Origin of the sequence: Streptomyces sp. NPDC047002, from assembly GCF_040704505.1 — a bacterium.
In the GTDB taxonomy this organism is placed as follows: Bacteria; Actinomycetota; Actinomycetes; order Streptomycetales; family Streptomycetaceae; genus Streptomyces.
The window spans coordinates 25,329-40,365 of record NZ_JBEYWC010000010.1 but is presented as its reverse complement, the minus strand read 5'-3'; the positions used below and the strand labels follow the sequence as shown (position 1 = coordinate 40,365).

At 69.5% G+C, this 15,037-nt stretch carries 22 protein-coding genes; 19 read left to right on the top strand and 3 right to left on the bottom strand.

All coding sequences use genetic code 11. From position 1 onward, the window contains the following. Positions 1-11: 11 nt before the first annotated feature. Entirely contained in the window at positions 12-563 is a 552-nt protein-coding gene (locus AB0910_RS12530; protein WP_366744535.1) for a hypothetical protein, read from the bottom strand. A gap of 92 nt (positions 564-655) precedes the next feature. Between AB0910_RS12530 and AB0910_RS12525 the strand changes: the two genes are divergently transcribed. From AB0910_RS12525 to AB0910_RS12510, 4 genes are all read left to right on the top strand, one after another. Next, on the top strand, positions 656-1,045 hold the full coding sequence (locus tag AB0910_RS12525) for a hypothetical protein (protein ID WP_366744534.1): 390 nt from the start codon (positions 656-658) through the stop codon (positions 1,043-1,045). 368 nt (positions 1,046-1,413) lie between these two features. Continuing rightward, on the top strand, positions 1,414-2,727 hold the full coding sequence (locus AB0910_RS12520; protein WP_366744533.1) for a hypothetical protein: 1,314 nt from the start codon (positions 1,414-1,416) through the stop codon (positions 2,725-2,727). A gap of 134 nt (positions 2,728-2,861) precedes the next feature. Continuing rightward, a complete protein-coding gene (locus tag AB0910_RS12515; RefSeq protein ID WP_366744532.1) occupies positions 2,862-3,311 on the top strand; it encodes a GntR family transcriptional regulator in 450 nt (149 codons plus the stop codon). A gap of 17 nt (positions 3,312-3,328) precedes the next feature. Then, a complete protein-coding gene (locus AB0910_RS12510) occupies positions 3,329-3,889 on the top strand; it encodes an HD domain-containing protein (RefSeq protein WP_366744531.1) in 561 nt (186 codons plus the stop codon). Here AB0910_RS12510 and AB0910_RS12505 read toward each other — a convergent pair. Then, positions 3,877-4,350: an NUDIX domain-containing protein gene (locus AB0910_RS12505; RefSeq protein WP_366744530.1), complete on the bottom strand. Its 474-nt coding sequence runs from the start codon at positions 4,348-4,350 to the stop codon at positions 3,877-3,879. The two genes, AB0910_RS12510 and AB0910_RS12505, sit on opposite strands and share 13 nt — an antisense overlap. Then, positions 4,347-5,117 (bottom strand): XRE family transcriptional regulator, encoded by a 771-nt coding sequence (locus AB0910_RS12500; protein WP_366744529.1) that lies wholly within the window; start codon positions 5,115-5,117, stop codon positions 4,347-4,349. The genes AB0910_RS12505 and AB0910_RS12500 overlap by 4 nt, the downstream gene beginning before the upstream one ends. A gap of 784 nt (positions 5,118-5,901) precedes the next feature. On the opposite strand from AB0910_RS12500, the gene AB0910_RS12495 reads away from it, so the two are divergent. The 15 genes from AB0910_RS12495 to AB0910_RS12425 all read left to right on the top strand — a co-directional run bounded on the left by AB0910_RS12495 (position 5,902) and on the right by AB0910_RS12425 (position 15,033). Next, positions 5,902-6,078: a hypothetical protein gene (locus tag AB0910_RS12495; RefSeq protein WP_366744528.1), complete on the top strand. Its 177-nt coding sequence runs from the start codon at positions 5,902-5,904 to the stop codon at positions 6,076-6,078. Between the two features lie 5 nt (positions 6,079-6,083). Continuing rightward, the gene (locus tag AB0910_RS12490; protein WP_345653705.1) at positions 6,084-6,218 is read left to right on the top strand and encodes a hypothetical protein; all 135 of its coding nucleotides are present in this window, start codon (positions 6,084-6,086) and stop codon (positions 6,216-6,218) included. Next, positions 6,218-6,691, top strand: a complete 474-nt coding sequence (locus AB0910_RS12485; protein ID WP_366744527.1) for a nucleoside 2-deoxyribosyltransferase domain-containing protein — start codon at positions 6,218-6,220, stop codon at positions 6,689-6,691. The genes AB0910_RS12490 and AB0910_RS12485 overlap by 1 nt, the downstream gene beginning before the upstream one ends. 97 nt (positions 6,692-6,788) lie before the next feature. Next, positions 6,789-6,980: a hypothetical protein gene (locus tag AB0910_RS12480; protein WP_366744526.1), complete on the top strand. Its 192-nt coding sequence runs from the start codon at positions 6,789-6,791 to the stop codon at positions 6,978-6,980. Between the two features lie 111 nt (positions 6,981-7,091). Further along, the gene (locus AB0910_RS12475) at positions 7,092-7,352 is read left to right on the top strand and encodes a hypothetical protein (RefSeq protein ID WP_366744525.1); all 261 of its coding nucleotides are present in this window, start codon (positions 7,092-7,094) and stop codon (positions 7,350-7,352) included. Between the two features lie 139 nt (positions 7,353-7,491). Beyond that, positions 7,492-8,256, top strand: coding sequence for a DUF4097 family beta strand repeat-containing protein (locus AB0910_RS12470; RefSeq protein WP_366744524.1), 765 nt, complete (start codon positions 7,492-7,494; stop codon positions 8,254-8,256). A 92-nt stretch (positions 8,257-8,348) separates the two neighbouring features. Further along, positions 8,349-8,651 (top strand): hypothetical protein, encoded by a 303-nt coding sequence (locus tag AB0910_RS12465; protein ID WP_366744523.1) that lies wholly within the window; start codon positions 8,349-8,351, stop codon positions 8,649-8,651. Continuing rightward, entirely contained in the window at positions 8,648-9,721 is a 1,074-nt protein-coding gene (locus tag AB0910_RS12460) for a DUF2637 domain-containing protein (protein ID WP_366744522.1), read from the top strand. Before AB0910_RS12465 ends, AB0910_RS12460 begins: the two co-directional genes overlap by 4 nt. Continuing rightward, complete coding sequence (locus AB0910_RS12455; protein ID WP_366744521.1) at positions 9,718-9,927, top strand: hypothetical protein; 210 nt, start codon at positions 9,718-9,720, stop codon at positions 9,925-9,927. The genes AB0910_RS12460 and AB0910_RS12455 overlap by 4 nt, the downstream gene beginning before the upstream one ends. Next, entirely contained in the window at positions 9,924-10,577 is a 654-nt protein-coding gene (locus AB0910_RS12450; protein WP_366744520.1) for a GGDEF domain-containing protein, read from the top strand. The genes AB0910_RS12455 and AB0910_RS12450 overlap by 4 nt, the downstream gene beginning before the upstream one ends. Before the next feature lie 149 nt (positions 10,578-10,726). Then, the gene (locus AB0910_RS12445) at positions 10,727-11,431 is read left to right on the top strand and encodes a DNA methylase (RefSeq protein ID WP_366744637.1); all 705 of its coding nucleotides are present in this window, start codon (positions 10,727-10,729) and stop codon (positions 11,429-11,431) included. Further along, positions 11,431-11,802: an RRQRL motif-containing zinc-binding protein gene (locus AB0910_RS12440; protein WP_366744519.1), complete on the top strand. Its 372-nt coding sequence runs from the start codon at positions 11,431-11,433 to the stop codon at positions 11,800-11,802. Before AB0910_RS12445 ends, AB0910_RS12440 begins: the two co-directional genes overlap by 1 nt. 304 nt (positions 11,803-12,106) lie before the next feature. Further along, positions 12,107-14,398 carry a cell division protein FtsK gene (locus tag AB0910_RS12435; RefSeq protein ID WP_366744518.1) on the top strand — a complete coding sequence of 764 codons (2,292 nt, stop codon included), beginning with the start codon at positions 12,107-12,109 and terminating at the stop codon, positions 14,396-14,398. Between the two features lie 140 nt (positions 14,399-14,538). Continuing rightward, positions 14,539-14,790 (top strand): hypothetical protein, encoded by a 252-nt coding sequence (locus AB0910_RS12430; RefSeq protein ID WP_366744517.1) that lies wholly within the window; start codon positions 14,539-14,541, stop codon positions 14,788-14,790. 57 nt (positions 14,791-14,847) lie between these two features. After that, the gene (locus AB0910_RS12425; protein WP_366744516.1) at positions 14,848-15,033 is read left to right on the top strand and encodes a hypothetical protein; all 186 of its coding nucleotides are present in this window, start codon (positions 14,848-14,850) and stop codon (positions 15,031-15,033) included. The last annotated feature ends 4 nt before the right edge of the window (positions 15,034-15,037 follow it).

Genomic DNA, 15,037 nt, shown 5'->3' with positions numbered 1-15,037 from the left:
ACGTATGCGACCTATGCCGCCGGTGAAGGGTTGCGGCACGTTTCGGCCTCCTTGGATGACCGGTTCTGTGCGTCGTGGGACGCCCACTCGCGGGTGATCACCACGGCTGCGGCGTCGTCGCGGCGCCCGGCCCCGTCCGCTCGGGCCGGGGCCACGCACGCGTCCGCGAGCCCCTGCGGGGCGCCCCTGTGCTGGGGCAGCAGATCCTCCGGCACCGCGGGTTCCACCCGGTCGTGGACCGCGTCGCTCGTGAGGCTGATCACCGGGTCCGTGACGGCCGCGGTGCAGGCCGTTCCTGGCGTCGCCCGCGACAACGACGCCGTGATCAGCTTGTCGCCCGTGTGGTCGTCGGTGCAGCGGCGCAGCACGGTGCCGTTGCTCCGTCCGCGCGGGCGTCGCCGGTCCCGCCGGTGAACGCCGCGTCGTCGCGGACGCACGCGGTTCGCAACCGCCAGGGCATCGGTTTCGTCGCCGTCGATCCCGCTGTCGGCGACGCGTGCGTCGACAGAGAGAAGACCCACGAGCGCGCCGCGGCGCCCCGTGATGCGGGCGGCGATCTCCACGACGAGCGGAGCGGTGCGCCTCGGGCTCACACCTGCTCACGCACCACACTCGGAGAGGGTGTCGGCGCCTCGCGGCTCGCGGCGAACCTGCCGTGTGGACCGACACGGGCAAGGTCTTCACGAACGAGGACGGGACGTGGCTGCACCCGGAGACGGTGTCGGACGCGTGCCGGGAGACCCGCGGCGCCGCGGGCCTGCCGCCGATCAACCTGCGGGACGCGCGCCAGGGCGCGGCGGCGCTCGTGAAGGCGGGCGGCGGGGATCAGCACGACGCGAAGGTGAAGCTGCGGCACTCCACGATCACGCTGACGTCGGACACGTACATGGAGCTGTTCGAGGAGTACGAGGACGATCTGACCGAGCGCACGGCTGCGGTGGTGCCGCGGGTCCGGAAGGAGCCCTCTGGCGCAGCCGCTCACGCAGGGGCCCCAGAAATGATCAAGAGCCCAGGTCACATGCGCTCTGACCTGGGCTCCAGCTGAGCCCCCTGTCGGATTCGAACCGACGACCTACGCATTACAAGTTGTCCGATCTTCGTCCGCGCCCGTCCAGCGGAGTGCAAAACCGCAGCGCAACACGGATGCCGGACCTCGGTGGACTGCTCGGGACGAGCGTGGAGGGGACGCGATCTGCGACCACGACTGAGACCACGGCCACCTCCCGCTTCCCGCTTCCCGCTTCCCGCTGTCCAGTGCATGCGTGACAAGAGGGCTCAGCATCCGCTCAGCCCAGGCACCCCGGGTCTGACCCTGGCCCTCTCGCTCAGGCGAGCCAGCACCTCCCAAAAGGGCACCACGGCCCCCACCGAGTTCGGGCCATGCATGTCGCCGTCCACGGCTAGAGTCACCCCATGGCCCAACTTAACGATGTCTTCGGCATCAGCGCACAAGTCGACTCCCGTTCCTACGTAGACCGGGGCGGTCTTGACGCCCGTTTTCACCGCACGCTCGGGAGCGATCGACACGTTGCCGTTCATGGAGGCAGTAAACAGGGAAAGACTTGGTTGCGAACAAAGGGACTAAAGGACTCGCCCACGCTTGTCATCCAATGCACTCCGGCCGCAACGGCCGAGTCCCTGCTAACCGAAGCGCTAGGTCGACTTGGGGTACATGCAGTATTGAAATCAACCGAGTCCCGAGATCTCAGCGGGACCTTGGATTTCTCGGCCTCCGGGAGCGCCGGGATGAAATTGCTAGCTAAAGTTACAGGATCAGCCAATATGGGAGCCGCCATCAGATCTGGCCGCGCAGTCGAAAATCAACCCATTGGACACACAATTGCCGATCTGTCTTGGGTTGCTCGCACCATCGTAGCTTCAAAACATAGACTCGTTTTGGAAGATTTTCACTACATTGACGAGTCGGTGCAGCGTCAGCTCGCTTTCATGCTAAAAGCCATGGGCGAATACGGGCTATTCGTCATAGTCGTCGGAGTATGGCCGAAGACCCACCTTCTCTCGTACTACAACGGCGACCTCGAAGGTCGAGTGGACGACATTCATCTCCTTTGGGAAAAGGAAGAGCTCAAGCAAGTTCTAGAGCAAGGAGCCGAAGCCCTGCGCGTCAAATTCTCAGATGCCCTAATTGATGAATTGGTCCGCGAAGCGTCAGAAAACGTGGGCCTGCTGCAAAGACTTGCCGAACAAGTGTGCGCCGCAGGAAACATCTTTGACTCACGCAGTGGCGGAAACCGGCAACTTGACGTAGGGCCTGCCCTTACGTCCGCACGGCATGCCGTGGCCGACCAGATGCAGGGCAGGTTTCAGACATTCGCCGATAATTTCATTCGCGGGATGCGTCGACTCTCCCAGGGACTTGAAGTCTATCGCCACCTACTTGAGGCCGTTACCGACGCCCCCGACCAAGAGCTCCTTAACGGGATAGATTCTGCGGCCCTACTGCAGAAAATTTCATCCCACCCAGGCGGTTCAGGGATCAGGTCGTCAGACTTGACTCAGGCACTGGAGCGCATTGACGCATTGCAAGTGAAGATTGACGTAAAACCCCTAGTGCTGACATACAATAAGTCGAGTCGTAAACTTTTTCTAGCCGATCGCGCTTTTCTTTTCTTTCGGCGACACGGCGACCCTACATGGCCTTGGGTCGCTGGAGCACCGAATATAACGAACGATCTCGCTCAAAGTGAGCCTCTCCAACTCTTCTAGAGTTCGCCATTCCGAGGTAGAAACCTTAAAGCGAGGCCACAGCCTCACGTATTCGGCGTGGCAGGGTCACTCGATCAGGGAAACGGGCTCGTGACAGTCTGGAGTCGATGCCACGAATGAGTAGGAGACAGTAGATGCCGAACGTGAGTCCACGGGGTACCTACCTGCGCATCTCGGAAGCGCTGCGTCGAGACATCAATGACGGCCAGATCGTGGACGTGCTGCCGTCTGAGGCAGACCTGATGCAGACGTACGAGGTCAGCCGCAACACCGTGCGCCGTGCGTTGAAGGCTCTCGAAGCGGCCAGCATCGTCACCTCTCGACCTGGCGCCGGCTGGCACGTGCAGGGGCGGGTAGAGGCGCGTCCCCTGCTCGCACGGATGACGGCGCTCATCACCGATGAGTCTCTCGTGGTCGGGGACCCGTATCCGTCCGAAGCGAAGCTCTGCGAGCGCTTTGATGCCTCACGCACCGCCGTACGCCGCGCCCTGGCCCAGATGGAGGGCAGCGGGTTGCTCGACACGAAGCACGGCAAGGGGCGCACCGTGCGAGCGCTTCCAACAGCCGAGAGTGGGCAGCAGTGACCAGGGAGGGTGCCGACATGGTCGAAGATGCCTGGAAGCTCGCGGAAGCGCTGCTCGCCGAGCCGTTGCCGCGCCGCTGGAGGCACTCGCAGGGCGTGGCCGGCCGCGCACGGTCCCTGCGGCCGATCCTCGGGGAAGACGCCCGGCTGCTGGAGGCCGCTGCGGTCCTCCACGACATCGGGTATGCGCCCCGCATCGCCCACACCGGCTTTCACCCCCTCGACGGTGGGCGCTTCCTGCGCCAGGAGGGGGTCAACGAGCGGGTGGTACGGCTGGTGGCCAACCACTCATGCGCCCTCCTGGAGGCAGAGGAGCGCGGCCTGCGCGAGGAGCTTGCCGCGGAGTTCCCCATGGAGGCGCCGGCGCTCACCGATGCCCTCATCTATTGCGACATGACCACCACGCCTGACGGCGGCGAGACATCGACGCACGGTCGCGTCGCAGAGATCGTGGGCCGGTACGGCCCGGACACGCTCGTCGGTCGCTTCATCCAGCGGGCGGCGCCGGAGATCCACGACGCAGCGGGGCGAGTTGTTGCACGCTTGCGTAAGGCGGGTGTCAGCCCTCAGCCGACGTAGAGGGCCGTGCGCGAATCATCCAGACCGTGGTCGATCCGTAGGCGCATTGACGGATGGATGTCGAGCTTGTCGAGGTCCGCTGGAGCAATCCAGCGGACCTCTTTTGATTCGCTGCTCGTCCGCAGTGAACCGCCGACCGGACGAGCTCGAAAACAGATCGAGAACTGCTGACGCACCTCCCCGTCGTCGTACTCGATGACGTGTTCCGGATTGGTGTAGAGGCCGGTCACCGCCTCGATCTCGACCTCGATCCCGGTCTCTTCGCGCACCTCTCGCACGACGGTTTCGCCGACGCTCTCGCCGATCTCGTGTCCTCCGCCGGGCAGCGCCCATAGGTCGTTGTCCGTCTTGTGGATGAGCAGCAGCTCTCCTCCCGCGTTCCGTACAACTGCGGTGACCGAGGGAACCACCGAATTTGCCCTCGGGGCATTGGGGTTCTGGAAATGGTCGATACGGCTCACGGTGAGCATTCTCCGTAGTCTGTCGGGGACAAGATCGGTCGGGCGGCCTGCCAGACGCGTTCGAGGCTCTCCGTGAAGGAGTCGAAGAGTTCGCCGCCCGGAACCCGTTGGATGTGCAGAACGGGCGCCATGTAGGCGCCGACGCCGTAGAGATGGCCGTTGGTCAGCATCTCGTCATCTGCCCGGTAGATCGAGTTGTAGAGCGTCGTGTCATGGAGGCGAAATTCAACTCCGGGCAGGCCGAAGAGCGGAGCGTAGTTCAGCAAGGCATTGCGGATTTTGGCCGCCATGGCCGTACCAATCCCTTCGTCCGCCCCTCGAACGGCCACGGCTGCGCTGGCGGGGTCGCCGAGCATGAACCGGACCGGGACGCCCGCCGCGGACTTCTCCTTGACGATCCTGTGGAACATGGCGTCCTCGGTGAGCCAGAAGCCCGAGTACACGAGGACGTCAAAGTTCCGCCGCGCCGCCGCGTAGAGCTGAGTCCACAGCCCGTTCGGGACCACCGACCGGTGCGGATAGAGCTTCCGCAGCTCTGCATGGCCGGCCTCGGTGACCTCGGACGACGTGCGCTCGTCGGGCCACAGATAGGACACCTCGCATCGCAGCAGCGAAGCTGCCGCGTACTGAAAGCGCCGGTACGGCTTCCGATCGGGCTCCCCGATCCATCGCTCAACCGTCTTGCCGGAGACGCCGAGCTGCTCCGCCACTTCGTCCAACCTGAGGCCGCTTGCAACGATCGCGCCGCGCAGTCTCTCGTTGGCCATGCCGACTCCCCCTCGTACGGGACGACTTGGGACGACTTCACCGTAGCGAAGACGTACGTGGGCCGTACAGCAGCGGAGTCGAACGTCCGCGCCATACGGGCGAGCCTGGAGACACACCGAGCGGCCCAGGCGCTCGCGACGCCGAACCCGAGAACGACTTGACGCCGCGAACACCTCTCTGCATGATGAGGAACACGTACTACATGTTCCTCATCGAGGGCGTGTCGTTCGGTGGCGCCTGGACGGCCCCGTGACACGGGTCGAAAGGAAGCGCTCGTTCCTTGAGAACTGAACAGTGAACCGATGGCGGGGTGAGACTTCCCCGCCCCCGCGGCGGCCCGGGTGACGGTCGTCGGCAGCGGTGTCACGCGTCGGCGTGGCACGTACCGCACCGCGGCTCTGGAGAACGCCCCCACTCGGGAGCGCCACCCGCCGTGAGCTGCCCTGCTCGCGTCAGGCAGAGACATGACGCACCCGAACGGGGCTCGGGACCGGCTTCGCCGTGGCAACGGCGGGCCGGTGAAGCCCTGCTCCATCACCAGGAACCACAGTGACCGGCGCTCGCCCTGCGGGGTGCGCGTCGGTCGGCTGTGGCTGCTCGTAGGGAGTGGTCAACGCCAGCGCGGGCCCCGGGGTTGCACCCCCGGGGCCCGCTGTACAGGACCTGATTGGGAGGACCTGTGATCACCAGTTTGACAGAGGCTGAGCGCGACGCGCTCAGCCGGAAGAACGCTGAGCAGAACGCGCGCAGTGAGCGGGACGTGCAGGCGCGGGGTGGTTCGCGGTGAGCAACCCCGACCCCGTGGCGTGGCAGTTGCAGGCGCAGGCCGATGCCTGGGCTGCGGACCTCGCCGGGCAGGACCCGGCGCCGGCCGGGAGTGACCTGGCCTGGCAGCAGGACCTGATCCAGGGCGCCTACCAGGACGCCGCCACGCTCACCGACCAGCCGAACAGCAGGTGAGCCGCATGGCAGACAGCAAGCCGCGCCCGTCCTCGATCGTGGGCAAGCCCGCGACCGTGCAGGACTGCAAGGACGACTACCGCAAGGGCGCCGCCGTGCGTGCGGCGTCCGAGAAGCGCGACGCACGGAAGAGGCGCTGATGGTCACCTACATCGAGTGCCCCGCCCTCTACGAGCCCGCCCCCGGTGACCCGCCCGCCGTGTTCCTGGCGGGCGGCATCACGGGGGTTCAGGACTGGCAGCGCGAGGCCGTACGCGGCCTCGCCGGGCTGGAAGTCGTGGTCCTGAACCCGCGGCGCCGCCACTTCCCCATCGACGACCCCTCGCAGACCCCGGTACAGATCCGATGGGAGCACCGGGCCCTGCACCTGGCGGCGGTGACCGTGTTCTGGTTCCCGCGCTCGGACGCCTCAGTGACGACGCAGCCCATCGCGATGCTCGAACTGGGGGCGGCGCTCGACAACCCCGCCCGCCGCATCGTCGTCGGCACCGACCCCGCCTTCCCCCGCGCCGCGGACGTGCAGTGGCAGGCGCGCCTGGCGCGTCCGGGGATGCGGGTGCACACCTCGCTCACCGACACCCTCGCCGCGCTGCGCTACGCGCTGCACGGCTGACATCCCCTACCGCCCCGATGGTCGAAGGCCGGGTTCGACTCCCGGCCGGGGCACGACGCCGGACACCAGCTCCGGCGCAGTTCTACGGAGCACAGGTATGGCGATGAACGCGAACCAGAGCGAGGACCGGGACCTGACGCAGGGACTGATCGAGCGGCTCGGAGAGCAGTACGGCGACCGCCCGGACGGTTTCGACCGGCTGATGATCGGCTCGCTGATGACCAGCAACGCCGCCTCGAACCCCAACTACCCGCCGCAGGGCCACAGTTACCCCAACTACCGCGACTGACCAGCCACGCAGCGCGGCCGGTCGCCTCGATGGTCGCAGGGCCGGTTCGACTCCGGCCCGGGGCACGACGCCGGGCACCAGGCCCGGCGCACCGAGAAAGGCAGTCCTGTGATGGGCAGCGTCCACAACCACGTCAGCGGCTCCACCTCCGGCACGGTCATCCAGGCCGGGAACGTCGCCGGCATCAACACCTCGACCACGACCAACACCACCGTGATCGGGGAGGTCACCGGGGCCCACACCACCGGATCCGGCGACCAGGTCAACACCACCGGCCCGGGCGTACACGCGCCGCAGCTGGGGCCCGGCTCCACCTACGTCGCGGGCAACCAGACCGGCGGCACCGGCAGCTCCCGCACCTTCTACAAGTAGCCCCCACTCCCGCACGACACCGCCCCGATGGTCGAAGGCCGGGTTCGACTCCCGGCCGGGGCACCCCTCCCCGCCTTCCTCGCTCCCGGCGCCGTCTGGCCCCGGGGCCTTGTCCTCGACACCTTTTCGGGAGTTCCGCATGACGGAGCGTTTGTTCGTCTCCTCCTCCACCGGCCCGGTCATCCTCGGGCTGTCGCTGCCGGTCGGCCGTGTGCATGTCCAGGTCATCGACAGCCTGACCACCGCGCAGGTCACCCTGCACACCGACGACACCAGCGGCCCGGCCGCCGACGCGATCCACGCGGCCCGCCACATGCAGGACGGACAGGCGTTCGGCATCGAAGTCCCCGCCCTACCCCCCAACGTCACCATGCAGGGCAGCGGGCAGGAGTTCCGGCCGGGGGGCGTGTCCGGGGTGGTGACCAACATGGTCATCGTCAACGGCCGCGTCGTCTCCGGCGGTCCGCAGCGCGGGCGCACGGTCGGCGAGATCATCGCCCACGTCACGCTCCCCGCGGGGTCGTCGCTGGCGGTCGTCTCCACCTCGGCGAGCGTGTCGACGTACGGCTGCCTCGACCGCGTCGAGTTCCGCTCGCAGTCCGGCGACCTGTACGCCGACGGCATCCGCGACCTGGATGCGGACAGCACCTCGGGCGACATCCACGTCGGCAGCATCACCGGCCAGCTCGCCGCCCGCTCGGTCTCCGGCGACATCAACGTCGCCCTCTACCAGGGCCGGTCCGCGGTCGTGGAGAGCACGTCGGGCGACGTGGACATGCAGGTCACCTCCGCGGCGTCGGGCAGCATCCGCGCCCGCAGCGTCTCCGGCGACGTGCACCTGCCCGGCGCCGGCCACCTCACAGTCCACGCCCGCACCGTCTCCGGCCGCACCCGCACCCACTAACCCACCCACCCCGCGAACGGCGCGGCCCCGGTGTTGCAGCACCGGGACCGCTGTCGGGCCGTTCCCAACCATCTGAGGAGAGTGCACGACCCATGAGAAGTATCGTCGCCGGTCACGTCCCTGTCAGCACGAGCGAGTTCATCGAACTCGCGCTCGGTACCCCGCTCGACCTGTGGCTCGGGCCGGAGGGCGGGGAGAGCCCCGAGGAAGCCGCGGCGCGCCGGGACGCGGCCCGCGACATCCTCACCGAGGAGCCGCACCTGCCCGACCGCGTCAGCCGCGCCGCGGTGGAGGCCATCGAGGCGTTCGCGCCCGAGCTGTTCGCGATCACGCCCCTGCACCGGCCCCGCCTCGCGGCCCGCCGCTCGCGTACGGGACGGAGGGCCGCCGCATGAACGACACCGCCCCCCGTTCGGATGTTCCGCCGCTGACGCGTCCCGAGATCGGGCTGACCGGCATGGCGGCGCTCGCCGCGGCAGGCGTCGGCGCGCTCGGGCTCGCTTCCTCCTTCACCGCGGTCTCCGCGGCGGCGGCACGGTGGGAGTTCGCGGCGCCGTGGATGCTGCCGATCGGTATCGACATCGCCATCCCCGTCTTCACCGTCGCCAACCTCCTGCTCATCCGCATGGACATGCGCCTGGCCTGGGTCCGCTTCGTGCCCTGGGTCCTGACCCTGGTCACCTGCGGCCTGAACATCGCCGCGGGCACCTCCACCCCGGCGCGGGTGGCGCACGGGACGATGCCGCTGCTGTGGGTGGTCTTCTCCGAGATCGTCGCCCACATCTACGCCGTGCGGATCGGCGCCGCCACCGGCCGCCGCATGGAGAAGATCCGCCGCTCCCGCTGGCTGCTGGCCCCCCTCAGCACCTTTGTTCTGTGGCGGCGCATGACCCTGTGGGAGGTCACCTCCTACACCCACGCCCTCGCCCTGGAACGCGAACGCCAGCTGGCCCGCGCCGACCTGCGCGAGACCTACGGGCGCAGTTGGCGCAAGCGCACCCCGCGCCGTCAGCGCGTCCTGCTCAAGCTCGGAGACCACACCCCCGCCACCACGGCCGAACCCACACCCGAGCAGCCCACGACGCCGGCACCCGAGCCCGCTGCGGCTGCCGCGCGGCCGGAGCCCCCGGCCGCCGCCCCGCAGAGCAGTGCGGCGCGGTCTTCGTCGCCCCGTCCGGCGGCACGTAGGCCGCGGGCCAAGGCCCGCAAGACGGCCCGTACGCCCGAGGAGCTGCTGAGCGAGGCACGCGAGGCCACCGCCACATGGACGGAGGGGGAGCTGACTGCGGAGCGCATCCGCACCGCGGTCCGCACCTCGCAGGCCAACGCCCGCGCCCTGCGCGAGAGCCTGCGCGCCGAACGCACCACCCCCGCCCTCCAGGCCACCGAGGACACCGAGCCCGCCCTCGCGGACGCCAACGCGCGCGACGAGGACGCCCGGCAGGCTGAGGAGGTGGCGGCATGAGAACCATACGCACCTGGGGCCTGCCGGCCGTCGTCCTGCTCGTTCTGCTGGCCTTCCCCCAGCTCGTCTCCCTGGTGACCGTGCCCGCGGCGGCGCTGCTGGTGTGGGTCGCAGCGCAGCCCCTGCTGGTCGGCGTCATCATCGGCGCCGCCGTCACACGCTCCCGCCTCCACTCCGGACGGGCGCGGACGGGGGTGCGGGCATGAGCACGCTGCTCAGCACGAGCGCGGCCGTGTTACCGCTCGCGGCCGGATGGTCCGTTCACGGGTGGTGGCTGCGCGGCAAGCTGCGCACCGCGCGGCGTGACCCGCTCACCGGGCTGGTCACCCGCGACGGCTTCACCCGCCACGCCCGCAAACTCCTCAAAGACCCAGCCTCCGTCGTCATCCTCGCCGATGTCGACCACTTCAAGCAGGTCAACGACACCCACGGCCACGCCGCCGGGGACGCGCTGCTCAAGGCGATCGCGGACCGGCTCGCCCACTACGTCGGCCGCGACGGCATCGCCGGACGGCTCGGGGGTGACGAGTTCGCCGCGGTCCTGCGCGACCGCGACGGCAGCGCCACCGACCTCCTCGCCGTCCTGCACGGCGTGCTGGCCCGTCCGGTCAACCACCTCGACGCGGCCGTGCGCACCACCGTCTCCCTCGGGTGGGTGCGGGCCGGGGACTTCCCCGGCGAGGACCTGCCCGCCCTACTGCGACGCGCGGACGAATCCATGTACGCCGCCAAACAGCAGCGCACCGGCCCCCGCCGCGCAAGCACGGGCGTGGGGCGGCTGTTCGCGACCCTCGCCGGGCGGCGGGCCGGGCGCCGCGGCGCCCGCACGAAAGGCACGCCGGGGGTGGTCGCGTGAGGCGGATACGGCAGGCCCTGGTGATCCCGCCATGGGCCCCGCACACCGACCGGCCCACATCCGACACCTTCCCGCCCTTTCCCTCCTACCGGCCGGGGCCGCGACGCCCGCGGGTGCTGGACCTGTTCTGTTGCGCGGGCGGGGCCGGCATGGGCTACTGGCGGGCCGGGTTCGACGTCTATGGCGTCGACCTGCTGGAGCGGCCCCGCTACCCCTTCCACTTCCTGAGGGCCGACGCGGTGGCCGCGTTCCACGCCACGTGCCAGGACTTCGACCTGATCCACACCTCCCCGCCCTGCCAGGCATCGTGCACCCTGACCAAGGGCACCAACCGCGGCAGGCTCTACACCGACCTCATCCCTGTCGTGCGGGAGGTCTGCGCCTGGTACGGCGTGCCCTACGTGATCGAGAACGTCACCGGCGCCGCCGTACGCAAAGACCTCACCCTGTGCGGGGAGATGTTCGCCCTCGGAGTCATCCGTCACCGGCACTTCGAGATCGGATGGCACGGCGCACCGCCCCTCGCCCGGCCCGCGCACCGCAAGCATCGTGGCCCGGTGCGCGGGTGGCGCCACGGCGTCTACCGCGACGGCCCCTACGTCGCCGCCTACGGCAAGGGCGGCGGCAAAGCCACCGTCCGCGAGATGCAACAGGCGATGGACATCACCTGGACCGACATCCACGAGGAACTGACCGAGGCCATCCCACCCGCCTACACCCAGTACATCGGCCGCCAGTTCATCACCACCGGCCAATGGGGCGCCTCCTACGAACCCGACCCCGCCCGCCGACTCGCCGCACACGCCCGACCCCAAGCAGCCCTCCCCCGCACGCTGTTGGCGAGGGCCGCCTGATGTCTCCCACGTTCGGCAAGTGCTACGACCCGACCGGCACCGTCTACGGCGTGCCCACCTTCCCCTGGCGTCTGGCACCGGACGGCTACGCCACCCGCCGCCAACTGCGGGCGCGCGGGCTGCGGCCCGGCGGGCAGCCCGTCGCCGCGCAGGTGATGCGCCGCTCCACCCGCCGCAAGACCGGCGTCAGCGTCGCCTACCTCTACCGCCTCGACCGCGCGAAGCCGGTGCGACCCATGACCCCGGGTCGGTCGGCGGCGCTCGCCAAGGCGATGCTCGCGCGCCGCACCTGCCCCCTCTGCCACACCAACGCCGGGTACTGCATTCCGCCCTCCTTGGGCGCGTGCGTGCCCTGCGCCTACCCGGACTGACCAATCAAAGCGTCAACCCCCGCTACCCGAACTCAGAGTTCACCGGAACTCTGAGTTCAGGTCGCGCCCTCGATCCGGGCCTACGCTCATGCCTCGCCCGTAGCGGGCCAGGTTTCTCGGGCTGTCCCGCTGTCCCAACTGTCCCAACTGTCCCGGGACAGGATGGGACAGGATGGGACAGCAACCCTCCTGACAAGCGCGTCCCTGAAAGACATCCTCAATTGCGCGAGGCCCGGCCGCCCCACCTCTCACAGCGTGCGGCCGGACCCGCTTGTCCTCCCCTGCTCAGGAAGGAACCCCAGCAGTGAACCATGAGGAAGAGAACGAGATGTTCCGCCGCCTTGAGGCGGACCTGACAGCCGACTACGGCCCTCCCCCGACACCCGCCCCCACACTCGACGCGGGGGCCGACGCGGGCGGTGAGGTGGTCGACCTCGACAAGGCGCGTTCCGCCCGCGCGGAGTCGGCCGACGCACCCGGCAACGGGGCGGCCGACCGGTCGGCGCCGGAGTCGGCGGACGGCACCGCCCCCGAGTCGCCCGACGCGTCGGGCACCGAGTCGGGCGATCCGACCGCACGCCGGATGGTCGATGGCCCGGCGATGGCGGGGCCCGACTACCTGACCCGGGTCAAAGGCGCGAAGCGGCGGGCCGTGTGGCCCGCATGGGTCCGCTCGACCACCGAGTTCGCCACCGCCGCACGCTGGGCAGGCGGGCACTACGGCCACGTCGCCGCCTACCACAGCGTGCGCACCCCGTACTACGCCGGGCGCCTGGCCCTGCAAGCCCCCCGCGGGGCAGCGCGGTTCGTGGGCGGGACACTGCGGTGGGCTGCCGACCGTGAGGGCGAAGCCGTCCGCCTCGCCGCCGTGCGGCGCGAGGACGCGGGCGAGTACCTGTCCCTCTCGCGCCAGCGCGACCGCCGGGTGCGCCTGCGCGCCCTGGTCACCGCCGTCGCCACCATCGTCGGCCTCGGGGCTGCGCTCGCGGTGTACGTGATGGCGCCGGGGTGGCTGGAAGCGCTGTCCGCGCTCGCGCTCGTGCTGCTCCTCGGATCGGCCGGCACCCGCGCCGACGCCCCCGTCGTCTCGCGCGCGGTGGAGGTGGCCAAGGCCCCGAAGCTGACTTCCGACATCGTGCTGCGGGCGCTGGGTGCGCTCGGTATCCCCGCGATCAACCAGGCCCAGGGCAAGGGGCGGGACGGGTTCGCCTTCACCGCTCCCATCACCCGCGACGGGCCCGGCTGGCGCGCGGAGGGCGACCTCCCCTACGGCGTGACCGTCACCGACGTCATCGAGCGCCGCGACAAGCTCGCCTCCGGCCTGCGCCGCCCCCTCGGGTGTGTGTGGCCCGAAGCCGTGCCCGAGGAGCACACCGGCCGCCTGATCATGTGGGTCGGAGACCAGGACATGTCCACCGCGAAGAAGCCCGCCTGGCCGCTGCTCAAGGCCGGAACGGTCGACCTGTTCAAGCCGATCCCGTTCGGCACGGACCAGCGCGGCCGGTGGGTGGAGGTCACCCTCATGTACATCGCCGCCGTCATCGGCGCGATCCCCCGCATGGGCAAGACCTTCCTCCTCAGGCTCCTCCTGCTCATCGCCGCCCTCGACCCGCGGGCCGAACTGCACACCTACGACCTCAAGGGCACCGGCGACCTCGACCCGGTCGGCAACGCCGTCTCCCACCGCCACCGCGCGGGCGACGAGGACGAGGACATCGAGTACGCCCTCGCCGACCTGCGGGAACTGCGCGCGGAGCTGCGGCGCCGCGCGAAGGTGATCCGCAGCCTGCCGCGCGACCTGTGCCCCGAATCGAAGGTCACCTCCCAGCTCGCCGACAACAAGTCCCTCGGGCTCCAGCCCATCGTGGTGGGGGTGGATGAGTGCCAGGTGTGGTTCGAACACCCCCAGCACGGGGCCGAGTTCGAGGAGATCTGCACCGACCTCGTCAAGCGCGGCCCCGCCACCGGCATCGTCCTGCTGCTGGCCACCCAGCGCCCCGACGCCAAGGCCCTGCCCACCGGCATCAGCGCCAACGCGTCCGCCCGCTTCTGCCTCAAGGTCATGGGCCAGCTGGAAAACGACATGGTCCTGGGCACTTCCTCCTACAAGCGGGGCGTGCGGGCCACCATGTTCTCCTGGAAGGACAAGGGCATCCACTACTTCGTGGGCGAGGGCGCCGACGCCCGCATCGTCGCCTCCACCTACGTCGATGCCCCCGCCGCCGAGGCCATCGGCCTGCGTGCCCGCAACGCCCGCGAGCTGGCCGGGACGCTGTCCGGGCACGCGCTGGGCGAGGAGTTCGAGGCAGCGACCGGGCCCGGCTACGACCTGCTCGCCGACATCCTCGCCGTCATTCACGCGAGCGAGCCGAAGGTGTGGTCCGAGACCGTCGTCACCCGCCTCGCAGACCTGCGCGGCGAGGTGTATGCGGGATGGGACGCCAAGGCCCTGGCCGCGGCCCTCAAGCCCCACGGCATCTCCACCCTCCAGGTCGGCCGACGCGTGGACGGCAAGGTCGTCAACCAGCGCGGCATCGACCGCTCCCACATCACCACCGCCATTGCGGAGCGTGACGGAAAGCGGGACGCGGGCTGAACGGTCGGGGCCGCTAACGCTAGCGGCACCACCCGCTAACGTTAGCGGCCCCGCTAGCGCCCCAAACCCCACTTGATCAGGCCGCTAGCGAATAGCGGCCCACCTGCGCAAACCCCCGGAACTGCCCAGGAAGGCCCCCGATGACCCTGCCCCTCCTCGCTATCGCCTGCGCGACCATCATCACTATGTGTTATGTCGGGCTGTGTGCGGCCTCACCGTTCGGACCCTGCCGCCGTTGCCGCGGCATGGGCCACCAGCTCAAAACCGACCGGCGCGGCCGCCTCAAGCGCGGCAAGGACTGCCGCCACTGCAAGGCCACCGGCCGCCGCATACGCATCGGCCGCCACCTCTACAACCAGTGGGCCGCCATCCACCGCGAAGGCACCCGCTGACCCGCTCGCCCCGCGCCGCCGTCGTGCGGCACGACACCCGGAAGGGAGACCACCGCCGTGGTCATCTCCGTCTCACTCGTTGCCCTGTTCGGCCTGGTCCTGTTCTTCCTCCTGCGCTCGAACCACAACTACGGCACCGCCTTCGCCGCGGTCCTGTTCGGGTTCTTCCTCGCCTCCACCGGCGCCGCCGCACCCATCAACCAACTCGCCACAGCCGTCGTCCAGGCCGTCCACACCATGTGAGGAC

Coding starts and splice junctions, on each gene's coding strand:
- AB0910_RS12510 (WP_366744531.1), top strand. CDS start 3,329: ATGGTCGAAGATGCCTGGAAGCTCGCGGAAGCGCTGCTCGCCGAGCCG.
- AB0910_RS12485 (WP_366744527.1), top strand. CDS start 6,218: ATGGTCACCTACATCGAGTGCCCCGCCCTCTACGAGCCCGCCCCCGGT.
- AB0910_RS12470 (WP_366744524.1), top strand. CDS start 7,492: ATGACGGAGCGTTTGTTCGTCTCCTCCTCCACCGGCCCGGTCATCCTC.
- AB0910_RS12515 (WP_366744532.1), top strand. CDS start 2,862: ATGCCGAACGTGAGTCCACGGGGTACCTACCTGCGCATCTCGGAAGCG.
- AB0910_RS12475 (WP_366744525.1), top strand. CDS start 7,092: ATGGGCAGCGTCCACAACCACGTCAGCGGCTCCACCTCCGGCACGGTC.
- AB0910_RS12465 (WP_366744523.1), top strand. CDS start 8,349: ATGAGAAGTATCGTCGCCGGTCACGTCCCTGTCAGCACGAGCGAGTTC.
- AB0910_RS12480 (WP_366744526.1), top strand. CDS start 6,789: ATGGCGATGAACGCGAACCAGAGCGAGGACCGGGACCTGACGCAGGGA.
- AB0910_RS12500 (WP_366744529.1), bottom strand. CDS start 5,117: ATGGCCAACGAGAGACTGCGCGGCGCGATCGTTGCAAGCGGCCTCAGG.
- AB0910_RS12455 (WP_366744521.1), top strand. CDS start 9,718: ATGAGAACCATACGCACCTGGGGCCTGCCGGCCGTCGTCCTGCTCGTT.
- AB0910_RS12430 (WP_366744517.1), top strand. CDS start 14,539: ATGACCCTGCCCCTCCTCGCTATCGCCTGCGCGACCATCATCACTATG.
- AB0910_RS12445 (WP_366744637.1), top strand. CDS start 10,727: ATGGGCTACTGGCGGGCCGGGTTCGACGTCTATGGCGTCGACCTGCTG.
- AB0910_RS12520 (WP_366744533.1), top strand. CDS start 1,414: ATGGCCCAACTTAACGATGTCTTCGGCATCAGCGCACAAGTCGACTCC.
- AB0910_RS12490 (WP_345653705.1), top strand. CDS start 6,084: ATGGCAGACAGCAAGCCGCGCCCGTCCTCGATCGTGGGCAAGCCCGCG.
- AB0910_RS12450 (WP_366744520.1), top strand. CDS start 9,924: ATGAGCACGCTGCTCAGCACGAGCGCGGCCGTGTTACCGCTCGCGGCC.
- AB0910_RS12460 (WP_366744522.1), top strand. CDS start 8,648: ATGAACGACACCGCCCCCCGTTCGGATGTTCCGCCGCTGACGCGTCCC.
- AB0910_RS12440 (WP_366744519.1), top strand. CDS start 11,431: ATGTCTCCCACGTTCGGCAAGTGCTACGACCCGACCGGCACCGTCTAC.